Source organism: Flavobacterium lipolyticum (assembly GCF_020905335.1).
Classification (GTDB): Bacteria; Bacteroidota; Bacteroidia; order Flavobacteriales; family Flavobacteriaceae; genus Flavobacterium; species Flavobacterium lipolyticum.
This window is the reverse complement of record NZ_JAJJMN010000002.1, coordinates 45,364-68,652: the sequence shown is the minus strand read 5'-3', so window position 1 is coordinate 68,652 and position 23,289 is coordinate 45,364. Positions and strand designations below refer to the sequence as shown.

Genomic DNA, 23,289 nt, shown 5'->3' with positions numbered 1-23,289 from the left:
CTATTAAAATTACTTTTCATTTAAATGGTGCGGAATCCTATTCACCCATTTATGTAGATTTTCACTTTGAAATAAAGTATTGTGCTCGCCAGGAATTATTTCTATATCCAAATCTCCATTAAAAATATTTCGCTGCGAATTTCCTTCTTTGACTTCGGCCGCGATATCATCAACAGACAATATTATTGTATTTTTAACAGCTAACGAAGGCCAATTATAATTGATATTTGCAAAGAAAGATTTTAAAACTAAATCATTGTAAAATTTATTCTGAAAAGCCCTCTTCAACTCATCGGATTCCACCTTAAACTGAAAAAGATTAATTTTTTCTAAGTAGTTGTTACAAATATCCCAAATGGTTGTTTCGTCATCAGTAGCTTTTTCCAGATTGCTAAATAATTCATCCGCATTCATCAATGTAGAACTCCACGCCAAATCTTTTTCGATAAACCACACAATTTCTTCCTTTGTGTAATTTGATTTAATCTCTTCTCTAGAAATACTTTCTACCCATAGTGGAGGATCAATCAGAATCAATTTTTTCACCTCTTTGTTTTTACTTATTAGCTTACTAGCTATTTCAGCTGCTAATAAACAACCGCTACAAAATCCTCCTAAAGAAAATGGGCCTTCATTGTCAATCATTAATAGTTCTTCAACAGCTTCTTCCGCTATTTCAGATAATCTTGAGGGATCATAAATAATATTGTCTACTATTATTTCTTTGTTACTTTCTAAAAACTCATTTATCTCGGGTTTAATAGCCGGCGCTTGTATACTGTAAAATGTCAAATATTCCTCTAAAGAAACTGACATATCCATAATCCCTATTATACTTGTAGATGGTAATATTCCGCCTAATGGAGCACAAAAAAAGAATTTCTGTAATTTTTCATTTTTACTAGTAGCGGCAATTTTAACATGTTTAGATTTTTTTAAGGCTTTATATTCCGGTTCAAAATAATTTGCCCAACCATTGAGTTTATGAATTTTATCTGAAAAATCTCTTATTGTAAACAAATCAAATATTATTGATGTTGAGATTGACACTCCCATTTTTTTATTAATTTGGTTTGTCATTTGTATTGCACTTAAAGAATGTCCCCCCAACTCAAAGAAGTTATCATCAATACCAACAAGTTCAATTCCCAGCACCTCCTGCCATATATCTGCCAGCGTCTTCTCTACCGGATTACGAGGCTCAGAATACCCTTTATCAAAAACCGATTTATCCACATTAGGAAGTCGAAGCAGGTCTATCTTACCGTTGACCGTCAGCGGGATCGATTCCAGTTCGACCCACAGCTGGGGAACCATGTATACTGGTAAACACTCCTGAAGATAGCTAACAAGCGCTTCTCTGGTATAACCCGAAGCGGGAATAACGTAACCGATCAACTGTTTGTTCCCCGAAGCATCTGGCTTTGCCAAAACAATACTCTGGACACATAAACCACTCTGCAGTACTTGACTCTCTATTTCTCCAAGTTCTATCCTATGTCCTCTGATTTTTACCTGATTGTCTTTTCGGCCTATGAATTCTATATTTCCATTTGTCAGCCATTTGCCTAAATCTCCTGTTTTGTAAATACGTTCGCCTTCTTTAAACGGATTTGCAATGAACTTCTCTTTGGTCAGCTCTTCCTGGTTCAGGTACCCCCTTGCTAACCCATCTCCTCCTACGTAGATTTCACCCATAACTCCAATAGGTACAAGTTGCATTTCCGAATCCATGATATACGTCTGGGAGTTTGCAATAGGCTTGCCAATCGGAATATTCTCGTTGTATTCTTTATTTTCTACTTTATAACAAGTTGAGAATGTCGTATTTTCTGTAGGCCCATAACCGTTTACTATTTCAAGTTCTGGGTAGGCTTTCTTTACTTCATTGACATGGATAGCTGACATTTTATCCCCCCCTGACACCAGGTACCTCAGGGAACTAAAAAATGACAGATCCGTTTCGACAATCTGATTGAACCAGGGAGCTGTGAGCCATAGAACATTGATCTCTTCTTGTTGCATAACTTCTTTGAATGCTGCAACATTCATGAGTGTGTTTTGTGACAGCAGATGTAACTGGCCTCCAAACAGAAGCATGCTCCATATCTCAAAGGTAGTAGCGTCGAATGACAATGCTCCGGTAAGAACAAGCCTGTCATTGGAAGCAGGTGTAAAAAAGTTCGTATTATAAACCAATCGGACAATACTTCTGTGCTCTACCATCACTCCTTTGGGTTTCCCGGTTGAGCCTGAAGTATACATCACATAAGCAAGATCAGATGGGCTACATTTTTTTGAAAGTTCTCCAGAATGATAATTCTCTTCATCAAATTCTATATCAATGGCAAAAACTTTTCCGTCATAATAATCGATGTCGTAAATGAAATTGGCTTCTGTTATCAGCAAATTTAAAGAACTGTTTTTTACAATATATTCCTTTCTGGAAGATGGATATTCAGGATCGATCGGAACATAAGCGCCCCCTGCCTTTAATACTCCCAGTATCGATATAATTACCCACTCACTTCTGTCCAACTGTATTCCTATCAGAGTATCAGGTTGAATATTGTAATTATCTCTAAGGTAATGAGCCAGCTGATTGGACTTTTCGTTAAGCTGTTGATAAGTCAGCCTTTTTTTACCAAAAACTAATGCAATATTATCTGGTGTCCTTTCCACCTGTTCTTCAAAAAGGTCTACTATTGTCTTCTCTTTTGAATAAGCTGCCGCTGTATTGTTGAACAATACTAACTGTCTATTCTTTTCTACTTCAGACAGATAATCTATTTGGGAAATTTTCTTATCAGGGGTTTCAAGCAAGGCGTTTAACAGTTGCTTGTAATGTTTTATCAATACTTCAACCATGCCCTTATCATAGACATCCGGATTGAATGTTCCCCAAACTTGAATATAGTCATCTACTTCTTTAAACCCTATTTCAAGATCAAATCTTGACGTAAGATTTCCAATTTGGATCATTTGATAAGACTGATTATCAGCCGGTGTCGAATCACTTTCCCTGTCAGAACTGTTAAATACCAACATTATATCAAAGAGTGTATTTCTGGAAATATCTTTTGGTAAGTTTAATTCCATCACTAACCTATTGAATGGATATGATTGATGAGAATAAGCATCGAGCATATTTTGTCTGACCTTTTTAAGTACTGAACCAAAGCTTTCTTCAGGACTTAGCTTATTTCTTATGACAAGCGTATTCACATAAAATCCGATCTGATCAATTGTGTCTGCATGATCTCTCCCATTTAGTGGAGTTCCTATGATGATATCTTCCTGAGAAGTGTACCGATACATTAACACATTCCATGCGGCGATCAACCCCATAAAGAGACTTCCACCATTTTTTTCAGAATATTTTTTTAACTTGGCAATAGTTTGCGCTCCTATGAAAGAACCTTTATAAGCTTCTCCTTTATAAGTCAACACTTTTGGCCGCGGTTTATCCCTTGGTAAATCTAATCTTGGTAATTCTCCCTTTAAATTATCTAACCAGTATTTTCTATGAGAATTTGCAGACTCATTTTCGAGCATATTCAATTGCCAGGCAGCATAATCTTTGTACTGGAATTTTAGCGGAGCCAAATCTGGAGTCTGACCTGCCTGATAAAAATCGTAAAATTTCCTTAGATCTCTCATAAATACATCCATTGACCAGCCGTCTGTATTAATGTGATGCAAATTATAATAAAGAACATAGTCTTCTTCTTCTAATCTGATTAAACTAACCTTAAATAATGGTCCATTTTCTAAATCAGGTTCTTCCTGACTAATTTTTCCTAAATAAGATTCCATCAATTCTACCTTGTTTTCTTCACTTCTGAAATCCTGATAATCTATCTTAAACCCTGAATTCTCTACACTCAAAATCCATTGCCTTAACTCTCCGGAATCATCTTTTTTATAAACAGTTCGTAAACTTTCATGTCGTTCAAGCATAGACCACAAGCTTTTTTTAACAGCCTCTACATTTACTTTAGAATCAAGGTAAACATCCCCTATAACCTGATAAGCTGCTGCCCCTCCTTCAAATTGACTTAAGATCCAAAGTCTTCTTTGCCCATCTGAAAGCGCATAACTTTCTTGAGAAGGGAGTTTTTCTATCTTGACAAAATCCGATTTTATTTCTGACCCTTGTAATAGTACTAAGATTTCCTCTCGACGATATTTAATTTTATCAGAGATTTCCGGAGTAAGAATGCCGGGTTTAATATCCAACTTTATTCGATCGTCGGCAAGATAAAGCCTTCCACCTAAATTCTTTATTTCAACTAACAAATCATAAACATCATCCATTTAAAAAAGGTATTATTTTTTTTATAAAAATTTAATTTTCTACAATTATATAAATTTAACTTTAAAACTCAATGGTTTCAATACTCGTTGTTTTTTCCTCCGAGCTCTTGTTAAGCCACATTCGAGTTTCAATTATCTTGGCATGTTCATATAATTTTGTTCTTTCAAAAAGTTCCTGAATGGTTAATTGTACATTAAAACTTTTATTATATTCAGCCACAAGACCAATTGCTCTCATACTAAATCCTCCTAAATCAAAAAAATCATCATTCATTCCAATATTTTTTTGATTCAATACCATTTCCCAAATTTCAATAAGCTTCTCTTCTGTTTTATTTTTTGGAGCCGCATATTCTACAACATTTACCAGACTTACACCTACGGGATCAGGTAGGGACTTCTTTGCTATTTTGCCGTTAGCTGTCAACGGCATTATTTCCATTTGAACAAAGTGCGCCGGAATCATATAAGAAGGTAACCTTTCTTTTAAATAGGTTTTTAAAGCTATTACGTTCTGCTCAACATTTAACGTAATATAAGCAACCAGCTCTTTTTCTCCAGACTCGTTCTCTCTGGCTAAAACTACTGCCTGACTTACAGCTTCATGTTTTACTAAAACATGCTCTATCTCTCCAAGCTCTATCCTATACCCTCTGAGCTTGACCTGGTCGTCTTTTCGGCCTATGAACTCGATGTTTCCATCGGGCAGCCAACGACCTAAATCACCTGTTTTGTACAAACGCTCTCCTGATTCAAATGGATTCGCTATAAATTTCTCTTTCGTTAACTCTTTTTGATTCAAATAGCCTCTGCCTAAACCAGTTCCAGCTATGCATATTTCTCCTGTTACCCCTGTTGGTACCATCTTATTGCTGTTATCCAATATATATATGTGGGTATTACCTATGGGTTTCCCAATATGTACTCTCCTGGTTTCTTTTCCTATACTGGCTACTGTTGACCATACCGTGTTTTCCGTCGGACCGTATTCATTAAATAAAACACATTCCGGCAATCCGATAAAATGCTCTTCTACTAAACTGCCACTTAATGTCTCACCCGCTAAAATCACCCTCTTAAAAGGTAACTTTCCTGATGCTGAATGTGACAACAGCAGCTGATAATACGAGGGTACACACAATATACATGCTATTGCATACTTATTTATAAAACTACTGATACTAAAAACATCCTTCAGGTGGTTATCCACTACAATATATAATGTGCTACCGCCGGTAAGACAACCCCATAAAGCCGCTACAGACGAATCAAAAGAAAAAGAAGGTATCAATAAATACGATTCTACAAAATCATAATATGCATTTCTTGTACACGTAGATGAATATAAATTTCCGTGAGCAATCATGACTCCTTTCGGATTTCCTGTCGAACCTGAAGTATAGATCACATAAGCCAAATGATCGCTTTTAGCCGTGCGAGTCTCTAAGTCTTTAGCATAACGCTCCTGGTTTTCTTTGAACTTGTTTAACTCTTGCTCATCCAGACAAACCTTGCACTGTGTATCTTCTTTAATATAGTCTATTCTTTCCTGAGGGTATTGCGAATCAATAGGAACATAAGCTCCTCCTGATTTTAACACACCCAGTATCGACACAATCATCCACTCGCTTCGCTCCAATTGTATCCCTATCAGATCATCCGGCTGAATGCTGTAATTATCCATTAGGTAATGCGCCAGTTGATTGGATCGCTCATTAAGCTCCCTGTAGGTCAGTTCTGTATCCTCAAAGACTATGGCGATGTTATCCGGTGTCTTTGCAACCTGTTCTTCAAACAAGTCTACAATCGTCTTGTCCTTCGGATATACTGCTGCTGTATCATTGAAGGTGAACAACTGTTTGTGTTTCTCTTCTTCCGATACATAATCCAGATCCTTTAATGGTTTATTCTGATCTTTTAAAATAAAGTCTATTATTTTAAAGAACAGCTTACCCACATACTCTAATGACAAATTAGATTTCAGTTTCTTAGTAGCGTCGATTTCTATATTATAGACTCCTCCTGTTGTAGAAACTGTAAAATCGAAAAATGTATTGGTTCTTTCATGCGCTGAAACATCCAAATTTGATGCGGTTGAAGCGGGAATACTTTCTTCTGATTCGTTCCCTTCAAAATCTTTATATATATGAAAATCAACATAGTTAAACAGTATGTCAAAAAATGGATTAGATCCATACGATTCTTTCGTAATTGAAGCAATTTCTAAAAGACTTAGGGTCTCATTGTTTTTAAGCTCAATTAGCTTTTTATGAACATCCATGACAAAATCAGCGCATTGCAGGTTTTCATCTATCTCAAATTTTAATGGGATTGAATTTAAAAAACAACCTAGTATTTTATCTCCATCTTCTGTATTGGGTCTCGTATTGGTAACAACTCCCGTTACTATTTCAGAAGTGTTATTTACTATTTTGAGCATATACAAATACGCACTCAGCGATACAACTTTGACGTTTGTATTCAAAGTCTTGGCCAGATTTTCTATTCTTTCTAAATACGTATTATCATAAGTATAGGAATAGAATGCTGATTCTTCCTGATCTGTAAGTAAATCCAATCTCTCATAGTCAGCCAACTCGTTTTTCCAATATTTTTTGATTGAATCATCTACTTTGTTTATTTCATTCTGAACAACAGTCTCCTTATAACTTGATTTTAAAACAGAAGGCTTATAGTTTTTATCTTCTCCTAACTTCAGATATAAATTATTTAATTCCGTTAGAAAAGAAGCCTGACTCCATCCATCAATGATTGCATGATGAAATTGAAATATAAAAATATAGTTATCCTTACCTATGTAAAACACACTCATGCTCCACAATGGAGCTTTTGAAATATCTATGGTATCCAGTTCTGATTCCATAAATATTTTAATCTCTTCTTCTTGCTCCTCTTTGCTTAAAGCAGAAAGATCTTTGATAGTAAGGCTGGTTTTAACTGCTTTGTGTACTATTTGAACTTCACGTTCAAAATCACTCAAATTAAAACTTGTTCTTAATATAGAATGTTTCTCGGTAAGTAAATCCAAAGCCTGAGTGAATCGGGTACTATCAAATTCATCAACAACCCATCGGTGTACCATTTGGTCATGATAGGTACCTGTCCCTTTATTCATTAAATAGCCAAACACCATTCCTTTCTCGATATCACTCATCGGATATATATCCTCGATATTCTCTTGGTCTAAAAACGAATCGGAAGATAAAATGCGCTGCTTTAAATCTTCTATTTCACTTCTAATGCTTTTTTCTTTTTCTAATCGCCATTGATTCTTTAAATCAATTTCATCTTTATTTCCTTTAGCATACTCTAAAAGTGCTTCTACAGTATCGTTATTATAAATCTCATTTACAGACAATTGATAAAGCATTTCTTTTCTTACTGCTGCCAGCAAACGAATCACTTTTATTGAATCTCCTCCTAATTCAAAAAAACGGTCTTTAATACCCAGTTTCTCCTTATCTACACGTAATATTTCACTCCATATCCTGACCATGTTCTCTTCTGACTCGTTACGTGGAGCTACATATTCTACACCACTTGACAAACCAGAACCTTCAGGATCCGGCAAGGACTTCTTGTCTACTTTTCCATTAGAGGTTAAGGGAAGTTCTTCCAGTTGGATGTAATAAGCCGGAAGCATATACTCAGCCAATCTCTGTTTTAAATAAACTCTTAAACCGCTTGTGTTTTGCTCGACATTAGAAACAATATAGGCCACCAACTCTTTCTCCCCTGATTGGTTTTCTATCGCTAAAACTACAGCTTGCTTGATTTGCTCATGCTGTTCTAAAGCGTACTCTATCTCGCCAATCTCAATACGGTGTCCTCTGATCTTTACCTGATCGTCTTTTCGGCCTAAATATTCGATGTTCCCATCAGCAAGCCAACGCCCTAAATCCCCACTGCGATAAAGACGTTCTCCTTCCACAAACGGATGGGCAATAAATTTATCTGCTGTCAATCCCGGCTGGTTCAGATAGCCACGCGCCAAACCTGCTCCGCCAATACAGAGTTCTCCCTCTATACCAATGGGTACTAAATGCTGTGCATTGTCTAAAATAAAAATGGTTAAGGTAGGAATGGCTTTACCAATTACACTTTTGCTGCTCTCCAGATGCTCATCACCAATCTCCTGATAGGTAACGTGAACTGTTGTCTCGGTTATACCGTACATATTTACTAAACGGCAGGCCGGAAACTCTTCTTTCCATGACTTGATCTTTGCCGGGTTAAGGGCTTCTCCTCCAAAAATAACGTAACGTAATGATAACGCCATTTCTTTACCACTAACATATCCCAAAAGGGCATAAAATGCAGAAGGAGTCTGGTTGAGTACCGTAACTTGCTGTTCTGCCAATAACTCTGAAAAGGCAGCCACATCCTGGGCAATAATTTTGGGTATAATCACCAAACGACCTCCATAAAAAAGAGCTCCAAATATCTCCCACACTGAAAAGTCAAAACAAAAAGAATGAAACAACGTCCAGGTATCCTTTTCACTAAAATCATACAAGGAAGCATCGTTAAAGAACAGACGAACCAAATTGTTGTGCTGAATCAGTACTCCCTTTGGTTTTCCTGTTGAACCAGAGGTATAAATAACATAGGCCAGACTCGCTGAGCTTAGCGCTGCATCAAGAGGCGTTGTAGGATGTTCATTGATCAAAGACCAATCCCTATCTACAACTACCAAAAGTCCGGTGTAATCTTCAGGTAAAACGGCCTGGCTCTCAAAAGTGCTCACTACCAGTAGGGCAGCTGTATCAGAAAGCATATAACCTATACGCTCCTGAGGATAAGCCGGATCAATAGGCACATAAGCACCACCCGCTTTCAGGATCCCTAAAATACCAATCAGCATCTCCACTCCCCGATCCATACAGATGGGCACCAAAGTCTCTTCTTGTACGCCTCGTTCTCTTAGATAATGCGCCAACTGATTGGATCGCTCATTAAGCTCCCTGTAGGTCAGTTCTGTATCTTCAAAGACTATGGCGATGTTATCCGGTGTCTTTGCAACCTGTTCTTCAAACAAGTCTACAATCGTCTTGTCCTTCGGGTATGCTGCTGTTGTATCGTTGAAAGTGAACAGCAGTTTATCTTTCTCTTCTTCCGATACATAATCTAATGCTGTTAAAGACTGATCCGCGTTTTGTACAAACGCCTTGATTACGGTATCAATATGGTTTACCAGCTGCTTTAATGATGCTGTATCATAACGATTGCTATTGTATCTGATATTTAGGTGTAATGAAACATCCGATGAACTAACTGTAATATTAAAATCATAATTAGTCTGTTCAAAAACTTCCATTGCTTGTATCGAAAGCCCTTCTTCTTTCTGGCTATTGAATACACCTTCGTTTTCCAATTCCTTTACTGCATAGTTCTCAAATATCATAATATGATTGATCAAATCCATGCCCGGTTCACTCTGTGACTGAACCTCCGACAGGTTCATATAATGATGTGATGTACCTTGTATCGATTGCTCTTGCAGCATTTTTAACAGGTCAGCAGCCGTAGTATCAACATCATACTTTACTCTGACCGGAATGGTATTGATAAACAGTCCGATCATATCTTCAACTCCCGCTAAATCGGCCGGACGACCTGATACCACAGCACCAAACACCACATCACTCGTGTTGTTGTAACGTGACAATAAATACCCCCAAACACCTTGCATAAAAGTGCTGTGGGTAATGCCTAAAGCGGTACAAAGCGTGTCTACTTGCTTAAACACAGCTCCCCCTATGTCAAGGTGTTCACTGTATTCGACATAAGTAGTATCTACAGCTTTTGTCTTGAAAGGAATCTCTGCCGGTACTGCATAACCTTTAAGGTTACCCTCCCAGTAACCAAGTGAATGCTCTCTGTCTATGTTTTTCAACCAATTGATATAATTGGAATAAGGCATTACCGGTGGCAGATCAGCTGTACTGCCTTTTATTGCGGCACTCAACAACTCATTAAAGTCATTGATAAGCACACTTACACACCAACCGTCCATCAGGATATGATGATGACTCCAGATAAACTCATACTCCCCTTGCGACAGATCAACAACCTGCAGACGCATCTGAGAACCACTGTTTAAATCAAAGCCTCTTTCCCTGTCCTGTTGCTTGATCAGTCCAAGCTGTACCTCGTCATCAAGCTTCTGATAAGTAAAATTACTCGCTACCTCTTTCTTTACAATTTGCAAAGATCTCCCAGCATATTCAGTACTGAAACTAGTACGCAAAACAGCATGTCTGGCTGTCAAATCATCATAAGCTCCTTTTAACTTTTCTATATCCAATACTTTGGCTCGTACCCTGTAGGAGGTCTGCTCAAAATAAAGCGAGCCGGAATCTTCTGCCAGCCAGTGGTAGTAGATGCCTTCCTGAAGAGGAGATAACTCATAGACATCCTCAAGGGTATTATCTGCGTTAAGCTCTAAGAGCTCTGCCCCGCTCAATCCTTGGAAAGTTAAATCCGATGGGGTCAGATACTGCTCTTTGCTTTTAGCCAATTCCTCTATTAAAAACTCCAGATGTTTCTTGTAAGATCCCGCCAGACTTTTTATCGTTGCCGCATCATAACTCAAACCTGAATAACGGATCGATATACCCAGTTTCCCCTTTACCAGCATCCCCGATACATCAAGGATTGTATTCATTTTATTCTCTTTAGAGGTCTCTGATCCCATATGCTCTGAGGCATATTCAAACAAGGAATCTTCCTCATTGGATACATTTACACCAAAATCACCCAAATAATTAAAGGTAATCTCCGGCACAAGTGTACTCTCAAGTCTTTCCTGACTTAAGTGGGTCAGAATACCATAACCAATTCCTTTATTAGGCAAACGGCGTAAAGCTTCTTTTACTGCCACTAAATGCGCTGCTTCATTACCAGAACCCGATACATCCAGTACAAACGGGTAAACCGTTGTAAACCAGCCAACCGTTCTGCTGATATCTACTCCATCGATGATCTCCTCTCTTCCATGACCCTCCATCTGTAAGACACTTCTAGCTGCTGACAAAACTTCTTTCAGCGCTAAACCAAGACCTGTCAGTAACACATCGTTTATCTCTGTGTTATAAACTCCGTGAACACGGGTTTGCAAAAGTCCTGTGGTATGCTGATCCAGAGCGAAAGATTCCGAAGAATCAATTACAGCTGCACGACCTTCTTCTACCGCTTTATCCTGCGCCAAGCCTGCAATCTGATGATCACAAACCTGCTGCCAGTAAACACGCTCCTTTTCAAGCTTGCTGCCTGATGCATATTCCTTTTGAAGCAAAGCCCATCGCTGGAAAGAATCGGTCTTTGCCGGTAAGACTGTTTTTTCACCTTCCTTATAACCGGAATACAGACTCGATAAATCTTCTAAAAGTATACGCCAGGAAACGCCATCCACCACCAGGTGATGAACAATCAGACCCAAACGGTCTCCGTCTTTTAGCCTGAAATGTGCTACCCTCAACAATGGACCTTCAGACAAGTTGATACTTGATTGCAGGGCTTCCCCTAGTTGTGCCATCTCAGCCTGAGCAGCTTCTGATTCCCTTAAGTCATAGAAGTGAATCATGCAGCGATTGGAGCTTACAGCTCCATTAAACTGCTCCCATACTCCCTGATTCTGTTTATAAACCATACGAAGGGCATCGTGATGCCTCGTCAAATCTTCTATGCTCTTCTCCAGTATACTGCCATCCAACTCCTCCTTACTATACAGTAAAACAGATTGATTGAAGTACTCATGTGCTTTTATCTCCTCTGATTTGAAAAACCATTCCTGGATTGGGGTCAACACAACAGCACCGCTCACTTCACTTTGATCGCTAACCTGGGTGGTCAACTCCATTAACCCTGCCAGCTCTCCCAGTACCGGTGTACTTAACAAATGCTCTACTTTAAGTCTGTAACCCTGTTGTTTTAATCTGGCTACCACCTGAATTGACTTGATGGAATCTCCACCAAGATTGTAAAAGCTATCCTTGATACCGATGCCTTCTTTTTTTAATACCGCTGACCATACCGAAACTAAAACCTTTTCCTTTTCTGTTACCGGTGCTGCATATTCAACACCACTCGATAGTCCCATAGCCTCAGGGTTCGGTAATGCTTTTTTGTCTATTTTGCCACTAGTGTTTAATGGGATGGCCTCAAGTTGAACAAAATGCGTTGGGAGCATATATTCCGGCAACGACTGTTTTAAATAAGCTCGTAAATCGTTTGTGTTCTGCTCGACATTAGAAACAATATACGCTACAAGTTCTTTCTCTGCTGACTCGTTCTCTCTGGCTAAAACAACTGCCTGACTTACAGCTTCATGTTTGACTAAAGCGTGTTCTATCTCTCCAAGTTCTATCCTGTGTCCTCTTATTTTTACCTGATCGTCTTTTCGGCCTATGAACTCGATGTTGCCATCGGGTAACCAGCGACCCAAATCGCCTGTTTTGTACAGACGCTCTCCCGCTTTAAAAGGATTTGTTATGAACTTCTCTCTAGTTAACCCTTCCTGATTTAAATAACCTCGGGCTAAACCATTACCGCCTATACAAATCTCTCCAACTACTCCTATAGCTTGTAATTCTTCTTTTTCGTTTAAAATATAAATCTGCGTGTTGCCAATAGGCTTACCAATTGGAATACTATCAGCTACTATCTTTTCTCTGTGGTCCAGCTTAAATATCGTTCCACAAATACTTGCTTCAGTTGGACCGTATGCATTGTAATACGTGCCATATTTAAGGTAATCAATAGCCTTTTCGTACTGAGCTGATTCTCCCGCTGTGATAAGTGTCTTTAATCCTGTCAATTCACTAATTTCTATTCTGTTCAGAATTGACGGAGAAAGTGTAGCAATATCAATTGCATTAGACCTGATAAAGGATACTAGTAAATCCGGATCCTTACGGTGTGATTCGGTAGCAATAAATAAGCGAGCACCCGAAAGTAAAATGATAAATGTTTCTGAAATAGAAGCATCAAATGAAAATGATGCAAACTGAAGTGCCCTGCTTCCACTATTTACATTAAAATCAGTTATTTGTGACAAAATAGTATTAACAATAGCCTGATGCTCTACCATCACTCCTTTGGGATTACCCGTAGAACCTGAGGTGTAGATCACATAGGCAAGATGATCCGATGCATCTCGTTTCGATACTGTTTCTGAACTATAATTCTCTGAATCAAACTCTACATCAATGGCAAAAACTTCTCCTTCATAATAATCAATATCGTAGATGAAGCCTGCCTCGGTTATCAGTAATGCTATAGCACTGTCTTTTACAATATATTCCTTTCTGGAAGATGGGTACTCCGGATCGATCGGAACATAAGCTCCTCCTGATTTTAATACGCCCAGTATCGCCACAATCATCCACTCACTTCGCTCCAATTGTATCCCTATCAGATCATCCGGCTGAATGTTGTAATTTTCCATTAGGTAATGCGCCAACTGATTGGATCGCTCATTAAGTTCCCTGTAGGTCAGTTCTGTATCCTCAAAGACTATGGCGATGTTATCCGGTGTCTTTTCTACTTGCTCTTCAAACAAGTCTACAATTGTCTTGTCCTTCGGATATGCTACTACTGTATCATTGAAGGTGAACAACTGTTTGTGTTTCTCTTCTTCCGATACATAATCCAATGCTGTTAAAGACTGATCCGCGTTTTGTGCAAACGCCTTGATTACGGTAGCAATATCATTTACCAGCTGCTTTAATGATCTTGTATCATAACGATTGCTATTGTATCTGATATTTAAGTTTAATGAAACGGGGGAGGGAGCAATTAAGATATTAAAATCATAGTTACTTCGGTCAATGACTTCCATTGATTCTAAAATAAATTCTTCTTCCTGACTATTGAATACGCCTTCGTTTTCCAGTTCCTTTACTGCATAGTTCTCAAATATCATGACATGATCCATCAGATCCATGCCCGGTTCACTCTGTGACTGAACCTCTGACAGGTTCATATAATGATGTGATGTACCTTGTATCGATTGCTCTTGCAGCATTTTTAACAGGTCAGCAGCCGTAGTATCAACATCGTACTTTATTCTGACCGGAATAGTATTACTAAACAGTCCGATCATATCTTCAACACCCGCTAAATCGGCCGGACGACCTGATACCACAGCCCCAAACACCACATCACTCGTGTTGTTGTAACGTGATAATAAATAGCCCCATACACCTTGCATAAAAGTGTTGTGGGTAATGCCTAAAGTGGTGCAAAGCGTGTCTACTTGCTTAAACACAGCTCCCCCTATTTCAAGGCGTTCACTGTATTCGACATAAGTAGTGTCTACAGCTCTTGTCTTGAAAGGAATCTCTGCCGGTGCTGCATAACCTTTAAGGTACTCCTTCCAGTGACCCAGTGAATGTTCTCTGTCTATGGTTTTCAACCAATTGATATAATTGGAATAAGGCATTACCGGTGACAGATCAGCTGTACTGCCTTTTATTGCGGCACTCAACAGCTCATTAAAGTCATTGATAAGCACACTTACACACCAACCGTCCATCAGGATATGATGAGAGCTCCAGATAAACTCATACTCCCCTTGCGACAGATCGACAACATGCAGACGCATCTGAGAACCACTGCCCAAATCGAAACCTCTTTCCCTGTCCTGTTGCTTGATCAGCTCTAGCTGTACCTCGTCATCAAGCTTCTGATAAGTAAAATTATTCGGGACCTCTTTCCTTACAATTTGCAAAGATCTCCCTGCATATTCAGTACTAAAATTAGTACGCAAAACAGCATGTCTGGCTGTTAAACCCTGGTAAGCAATAGCCAGTTTATCGATATCCAATACTTTGACCCGTACCCTATAGGAGGTCTGCTCAAAATAAAGCGAGCCGGAATCTTCTGCCAGCCAGTGGTAGTAGATGCCTTCCTGAAGAGGAGATAACTCATAGACATCCTCAAGTGTATTATCTGCGTTAAGCTCTAAGAGCTCTGCCCCGCTCAATCCTTGGAAAGTTAAATCCGATGGGGTCAGATACTGCTCTTTGCTTTTAGCCAATTCCTCTATTAAAAACTCCAAATGTTTCTTGTAAGATCCCGCCAGACTTTTTATCGTTGCCGCATCATACCTCAAAGCTGAATAACGGATCGATATACCCAGTTCCCCCTTTACCAGCATCCCCGATACATCAAGGATCGTATTCATTTTATTCTCTTTAGAGGTATCTGATCCCATATGCTCTGAGGCATATTCAAACAAGGAATCTTCCTCATTGGATACATTTACACCAAAATCGCCCAGATAATTAAAGGTAATCTCCGGCATAAGTGTACTCTCAAGTCTTTCCTGACTTAAGTGGGTCAGAATTCCATAACCAATTCCTTTATTAGGCAAACGGCGTAAAGCTTCTTTTACTGCCACTAAATGTGCTGCTTCATTACCAGAACCCGATACATCCAGTACAAACGGATAAACCGTTGTAAACCAGCCAACCGTTCTGCTGATATCTACTCCATCGATGATCTCCTCTCTTCCATGACCCTCCATCTGTAAGACACTTCTAGCCGCTGACAAAACTTCTTTCAGCGCTAAACCAAGACCTGTCAGTAACACATCGTTTATCTCTGTGTTATAAACTCCGTGAACACGGGTTTGCAAAAGCCCGGTGGTATGCTGATCCAAAGCGAAAGATTCCGAAGAATCAATTACAGCTGCACGACCTTCTTCTACCATTTTATCCTGCGCCAAGCCTGCAATCTGATGATCACAAACCTGCTGCCAGTAAACACGCTCCTTTTCAAGTTTGCTGCCTGATGCATATTCCTTTTGAAGCAAAGCCCATCGCTGAAAAGAATCGGTCTTTGCCGGTAAGGCTATTTTTTCACCTTCCTTATAACCGGAATACAGACTCGACAAATCTTCTAAAAGTATACGCCAGGAAACGCCATCCACCACCAGGTGATGAACAATCAGACCCAAACGGTCTCCGTCTTTTAGCCTGAAATGTGCTACCCTCAACAATGGACCTTCAGACAAGTTGATACTTGATTGCAGGGCTTCGCCTAGTTGTGCCATCTCAGCCTGAGCATTTTCTGATTCTCTTAAGTCATAGAAGTGAATCATACAGTGATTGGAGCTTACAGCTCCATTAAACTGCTCCCATACTCCCTGATTCTGTTTATAAACCATACGAAGGGCATCGTGATGCCTCGTCAAATCTTCTATACTCTTCTCCAGTATACTGCCATCCAGCTCCTCCTTACTATACAATAAAACAGATTGATTGAAGTACTCATGTGCTGTTATCTCCTCTGATTTGAAAAACCATTCCTGGATTGGGGTCAGCACAACAGCACCGCTCACTTCACTTTGATCGCTAACCTGGGTGGTCAGCTCCATTAACCCTGCCAGCTCTTCCAGTACCGGTGTGCTCAACAAATGCTCAACTTTAAGTCTGTAACCCTGTTGTTTTAATCGGGCTACCACCTGAATTGACTTGATGGAATCGCCACCAAGATTGTAAAAACTATCCTTGATACCGATGCCTTCTTTTTTCAATACAGCTGACCATACCGAAACTAAAACCTTTTCCTGTTCTGTTACCGGCGCTACATATTCAACACCACTCGATAGTCCCATAGCTTCAGGGTTCGGTAATGCTTTTTTGTCTATTTTACCATTAGCCGTTAATGGGATGACTTCGAGTTGAACAAAGTACGCCGGAAGCATATACTCCGGCAGCGACTGTTTTAAATAAGCTCGTAAATCACTTGCGTTCTGCTCGACATTAGAAACAATATACGCTACAAGTTCTTTCTCTGCTGACTCGTTCTCTCTGGCTAAAACTACTACCTGACTTACAGCTTCATGTTTTACTAAAGCATGCTCTATCTCTCCAAGTTCTATTCGGTACCCCCTAATCTTTACCTGATCGTCTTTTCTCCCTATGAACTCAATGCTCCCATCAGGTAGCCAACGACCCAAATCGCCTGTTTTGTACAGACGCTCTCCCGCTTTAAAAGGATTTGCTACAAACTTCTCCTGACTTAACGCTTCCTGGTTTAAATAACCTTGAGCAACCGATTGACCTGAAATCACAATTTCACCCGTAACATTGACCGCAACCAATTTTTGATGCTCGTCTAAAATATAGACAATCGTGTTTCCAAGCGGTCTGCCTATAATATTGGCTTCAAATGAGCTTACATCTTTATTTACGATTGCATCTATCGTAATTTCAGTAGGCCCATAATGGTTATTTAATTTAACGTCTGGCAGGAGTTCTTTTATGCTTTTAACTAAATTCGCATTAAGTGACTCTCCTCCCATAGCTATCGTCCTTAAGAACTTATTCAATTCCTTAGCTGTCTCTTGTGTTAACTCTGATACGAATTGAGCAAAATACGTGGGTGTTCCTTGCAAAATCGTGACTTTGCGATCTATTATCGTTCTAATTGCTGCCTGTGCATTATTAACAATATTCCCTGCCGAAGCAACAGTTGTTCCTCCTGCGATTAACACCAGAAATATTTCTAATAGAGAAACATCAAAAACATAATTAGTTAGACAATAACTAATGCTTTCATTATCTATTGATAATAGGGTTTTCTCTTCAATTAATTTATTCGTCAAGTTTTGATGACTCACCATGACTCCTTTTGGATTCCCTGTCGAACCTGAGGTATAGATCACATAAGCCAAATGATCGCTTTTAGCCATGCGAGTCTCTACATCTTTAGCATAACGTTCCTGGTTTTCTTTGAACCTGCTTAACTCTTGCTCATCCAGACAAACCTTACACTGTGTATCTTCTTTAATATAGTCTATTCTTTCCTGAGGGTATTGCGGATCAATAGGAACATAAGCTCCTCCTGATTTTAACACACCCAGTATCGACACAATCATCCACTCGCTTCGCTCCAATTGTATCCCTATCAGATCATCAGGCTGAATGTTGTAATTTTCTATTAGGTAATGCGCCAACTGATTGGATCGCTCATTAAGCTCTCTGTAAGTCAGTTCTGTATTCTCAAAGACTATGGCGATGTTATCCGGTGTCTTTTCTACTTGCTCTTCAATTAAATCTACAATTGTCTTGTCCTTCGGATAAGCTGCTGTTGTATCATTGAAGGTAAACAGCAGTTTGTGTTTCTCTTCTTCCGATACATAATCTATTTGTGCTATTTTCTCTTCAGGGGTTTCCAACAGCCCATTTAACAACTGCTTGTAATGCCCTATCAGTCCTTCAACCATCTCCTTCTCGTACACATCCGAGTTGAATATTAAGTTCAAGGACAGGCAATCGCCCACCTCCTGAAAAGTAATCTCTATATCAAATTTTGCAGTGCTATAACCCTGATCAACTACTTGATTTAAAACCTCTTCTGATATTTCAACTCCTGCAATTCTTTCGTCATTATTAACAGTAAGCATGACATCAAATACCGCACTTCTGCTTGTATCTCTTTGAAGATTTAAATCTTCCACCAATCGATCAAAAGGATACATCTGGTGGTTATAGCTCTTTAAAGTATGCTCTTTTACAGACTGGTAAAAACCGTCAAAACTTTCCTGAGGATTAACCCTGTTTCTTAAAGCCAGTGTGTTTACATAAAAACCGATCTGGTCTTCCAGATCAGCATGATCTCTACCTGCTACCGGAATTCCTACGATGATATCCTGCTGAGCGGTATAACGGTATAGTAACACCTTCCATGAGGCCAGTAAGCCCATGAAAAGACTGCCGCCATTCTCCTGCACATATCCCTTTAGCCTAGCTGTTGTTGCTTTGTCAAGATAAGCGCCTAAGCTATGACCTTTATAGGTTTTTAGTTTTGGTCGCTGTTTGCTGCTTGGAAGCTCCAATAATGGCAGCTCTCCTGAGAGTTTGTCCAGCCAATATTCTCCATGCGCCTTAAATGACTCCTGTTCCAATTGAGCCAGCTGCCAGGCTGAATAATCCTTGTACTGGATTCCTAATTCTTTTAAATCAGGCTCTTTTCCTGTCCTGTAGGCTTCATAGTATTTGAATATATCTTTGGTTAATACCTCCATTGACCAGCCATCACTAATAATATGGTGTATGTTGAAGTAGAACCAATATTCCTCTTCCTCTACCTGAAGTAAGGCCGCTCTGAGTAAAGGTCCTTTTTCCAGATCAAATACCTGATGGGAGTCAGCTGCGATATAGGCTTCTGCTTTTTCTTGCTTATCAGCTTCTTCTCTAAAGTCCTGATAATCGATCGTAAACCCTAAATCTTCCCTTTCAAGTATCCATTGCCTGATCTCTCCCGATTCCTCTTCCCTGAAAACGGTTCGTAAGATCTCATGGCGATCAATTGTAGCCTCAATAGCCCGCCTGATGTTTTCAATTTCAATGATTCCTCTCAGGTAAGTGCTTCCCGGTATGTTATACGCGGACGAACCTCCTTCAAACTGACTTAAGACCCATAACCTTCTTTGGGCATTAGAAATGGAATAACTCGGCTGAGAAGGAACAGCAAAAATCGACTCACTCGGAGTACTCGATGCTTCAACAATATTACTTTGAATTAAATAGCGCGTTAACTCTTCTTTATTTGCTCTTATTTCATTTAAAATTTCTGAATCAACTTCGTTTTCTGAATATAATTTAAGCTTCCCGTCAACAATATCTAATACTATATCAGCTGCTAATATCTTTTGAATCAACTTTATCATAAATCGACTTCTTTACTTTTTATTTTATCTTTTTTCTTGTTTAATGCAAAGGCAATAAGAATTGCAAAACCTTCTATTGAAGAGGTATGAAACAAATCCGCAACTTTAACATCTATATTGAATTCCTTACTAATTCTAAACATCACTTTTAAAGCCTTTAAACTGTGGCCACCAAGAGCAAAAAAGTCATCATTGACCCCAATGTTTTCCCTTTCCAGTACTTCTTCCCAAATCTTTACCAGTTTCGCTTCCACCTCATTTCGTGGCGCTACATATTCAACACCACTCGATAGTCCCGCATCATCAGGATTCGGTAATGCTTTTTTGTCTATTTTACCATTGGCTGTTAATGGGATAGCCTCGAGTTGAACAAAATGCGTCGGAAGCATATACTCCGGCAACGACTGTTTTAAATAAACTCTTAAATCGCTTGTGTTTTGCTCAATATCAGAAACGATATACGCTACGAGTTCTTTCTCTCCCAACTCGTTCTCTTTGGCTAAAACAACTGCCTGACTTACAGCTTCATGTTTTACTAAAGCATGCTCTATCTCTCCAAGCTCTATCCTATACCCTCTTATTTTTACCTGATCGTCTTTTCTCCCTATGAACTCGATGTTGCCATCGGGTAGCCAACGACCCAAATCGCCTGTTTTGTACAGACGTTCTCCTGCTTTAAAAGGATTTGCTATAAACTTCTCTCTAGTTAACCCTTCCTGGTTTAAATAACCTCTGGCCAAACCGTTTCCACTTATGCAAATCTCTCCGACTACTCCTATCGGCTGTAATTCCTCTTTGCTGTTTAAAATGTAGAGCTCTGTATTAGAAATTGGTTTACCAATCAGATCAAGATCATCTTTATCTACTCTGAAAACTGTCGTGTAAGTTGTGTCTTCAGATGGTCCGTACAAGTTTCGTATCTCTTTTACTTTTCCTTTTAACTCTTTCTTATAATTAGAAGGAATCGGCTCTCCGGCCATATTTAATACCGAAACAGACTCAAAACTCATCCCTTGCTGAAGCAATGCACCCACAACACTTGGAACCGTATTAATCAGAAGTTTTTTCCCTGAATTTAAATTCCCAGGGATCGATAAGCCATCTTTAAGAACCTTCAACTCCTTACCTCTTGTCAGCGGATGAAAGATCTCAAAAACCGATAAATCGAAATTCAGTGAGGTGGTGAATAAAACGGTGTCAAAATCAGAGTTTTTAAATTCATCATGACTCCATTGAATAAAAGAATATGCATTCTTATGCTCAATCATGACTCCTTTCGGATTTCCTGTCGAACCTGAAGTATAGATCACATAAGCCAAATGATCGCTTTTAGCCGTGCGAGTCTCTAAGTCTTTAGCATAACGTTCCTGGTTTTCTTTGAACTTGTTTAACTCTTGCTCATCCAGACAAACCTTGCACTGAGTATCTTCTTTTATATAGTCTATTCTTTCCTGAGGGTATTGCGGATCAATAGGAACATAAGCTCCTCCCGATTTTAACACACCCAGTATCGACACAATCATCCACTCGCTTCGCTCCAATTGTATCCCTATCAGATCATCCGGCTGAATGCTGTAATTATCCATTAAGTAATGCGCCAACTGATTGGATCGCTCATTAAGCTCCCCGTAGGTCAGTTCTGTATTCTCAAAAACTATGGCTACATGATCCGGTGTCTTTGCAACCTGCTCTTCAAACAAGTCTACAATTGTCTTTTCCTTCGGATATACTGCTGCTGTATCATTGAAGGTGAACAACTGTTTGTGTTTTTCTTCTTCCGATACATAATCCAATGCTGTTAAAGACTGATCCGCGTTTTGTACAAACGCCTTGATTACAGTATCAATATGATTTACCAGCTGTCTCAGCGATGCTGTATCATAACGATTGCTATTGTATCTGATATTTAGGTGTAATGAAACATCCGATGAACTAACTATAATATTAAAATCATAATTGGTTCGTTCAAAAACTTCCATTGCTTGTATCGAAAGTGCTTCTTCTTCCCGGCTATTGAATACGCCTTCGTTTTCCAGTTCCTTTACTGCATAGTTCTCAAATATCATAATATGATTGATCAGATCCATGCCCGGTTCACTCTGTGACTGAACCTCCGACAGATTCATATAATGATGTGATGTACCTTGTATCGATTGCTCTTGCAGCATTTTTAACAGGTCAGCAGCCGTAGTATCAACATCATACTTTACTCTGATTGGAATAGTATTGCTAAACAGTCCGATCATATCTTCAACTCCCGCTAAATCGGCCGGACGACCTGATACCACTGCCCCAAACACCACATCACTCGTGTTGTTGTAACGTGACAATAAATACCCCCAAACACCTTGCATAAAAGTATTGTGGGTAATGCCTAAAGCGGTGCAAAGTGTGTCTATTTGTTTAAACACAGCTCCCCCTATGTCAAGGCGTTCACTACATTCGACATAAGTAGTGTCTAGAGCTTTTGTCTTGAAAGGAATCTCTGCCGGTGCTGCATAACCTTTAAGATTACCCTCCCAGTAACCCAGTGAATGCTCTCTGTCTATGGTTTTCAACCAATTGATATAATTGGAATAAGGTATTACCGGTGGCAGATCAGCTGTACTGCCTTTTATTGCGGCACTCAACAGCTCATTAAAGTCATTGATAAGCACACTTACACACCAACCGTCCATCAGGATATGATGATGGCTCCAGATAAACTCATACTCCCCTTGCGACAGATCAACAACCTGCAGACGCATCTGAGAACCACTGCCCAAATCGAAACCTCTTTCCCTGTCCTGTTGCTTGATCAGTCCAAGCTGTACCTCGTCATCAAGCTTCTGATAAGTAAAATTACTTGCTACTTCTTTCCTTACAATTTGCAAAGATCTCCCTGCATATTCACTACGGAAACTACTGCGCAAAACGGCATGTCTGGCTGTTAAATCATCATAAGCTCCTTTTAACTTTTCTATATCCAATACTTTGGCTCGTACCCTGTAGGAGGTCTGCTCAAAATAAAGCGAACCGGAATCTTCTGCCAGCCAGTGGTAGTAGATGCCTTCCTGAAGAGGAGATAACTCATAGACATCCTCAAGGGTATTATCTGCGTTAAGCTCTAAGAGCTCTGCCCCGCTCAATCCTTGGAAAGTTAAATCCGATGGGGTCAGATGCTGCTCTTTGCTTTTAGCCAATTCCTCTATTAAAAACTCCAGATGTTTCTTGTAAGATCCTGCCAGGCTTTTAATCGTTGCCGCATCATACCTCAAAGCTGAATAACG

General features: G+C 39.4%; 3 protein-coding genes (1 of these 3 only partly in view). All 3 read right to left on the bottom strand.

The features are described 5' to 3' along the window. Positions 1–9 precede the first annotated feature (9 nt). Positions 10–4,317, bottom strand: coding sequence for a non-ribosomal peptide synthetase (locus LNQ34_RS17240; RefSeq protein WP_230000606.1), 4,308 nt, complete (start codon positions 4,315–4,317; stop codon positions 10–12). 61 nt (positions 4,318–4,378) lie between these two features. Beyond that, complete coding sequence (locus LNQ34_RS17235) at positions 4,379–20,020, bottom strand: non-ribosomal peptide synthetase (RefSeq protein WP_230000605.1); 15,642 nt, start codon at positions 20,018–20,020, stop codon at positions 4,379–4,381. Beyond that, on the bottom strand, positions 20,017–23,289 hold the 3' portion of the coding sequence (locus LNQ34_RS17230) for a non-ribosomal peptide synthetase (RefSeq protein ID WP_230000604.1). The gene runs 4,608 nt beyond the window's last position; 3,273 of the gene's 7,881 nt are visible here — the last part of the coding sequence; its start codon lies off the right edge, out of view; the stop codon is at positions 20,017–20,019. Before LNQ34_RS17230 ends, LNQ34_RS17235 begins: the two co-directional genes overlap by 4 nt.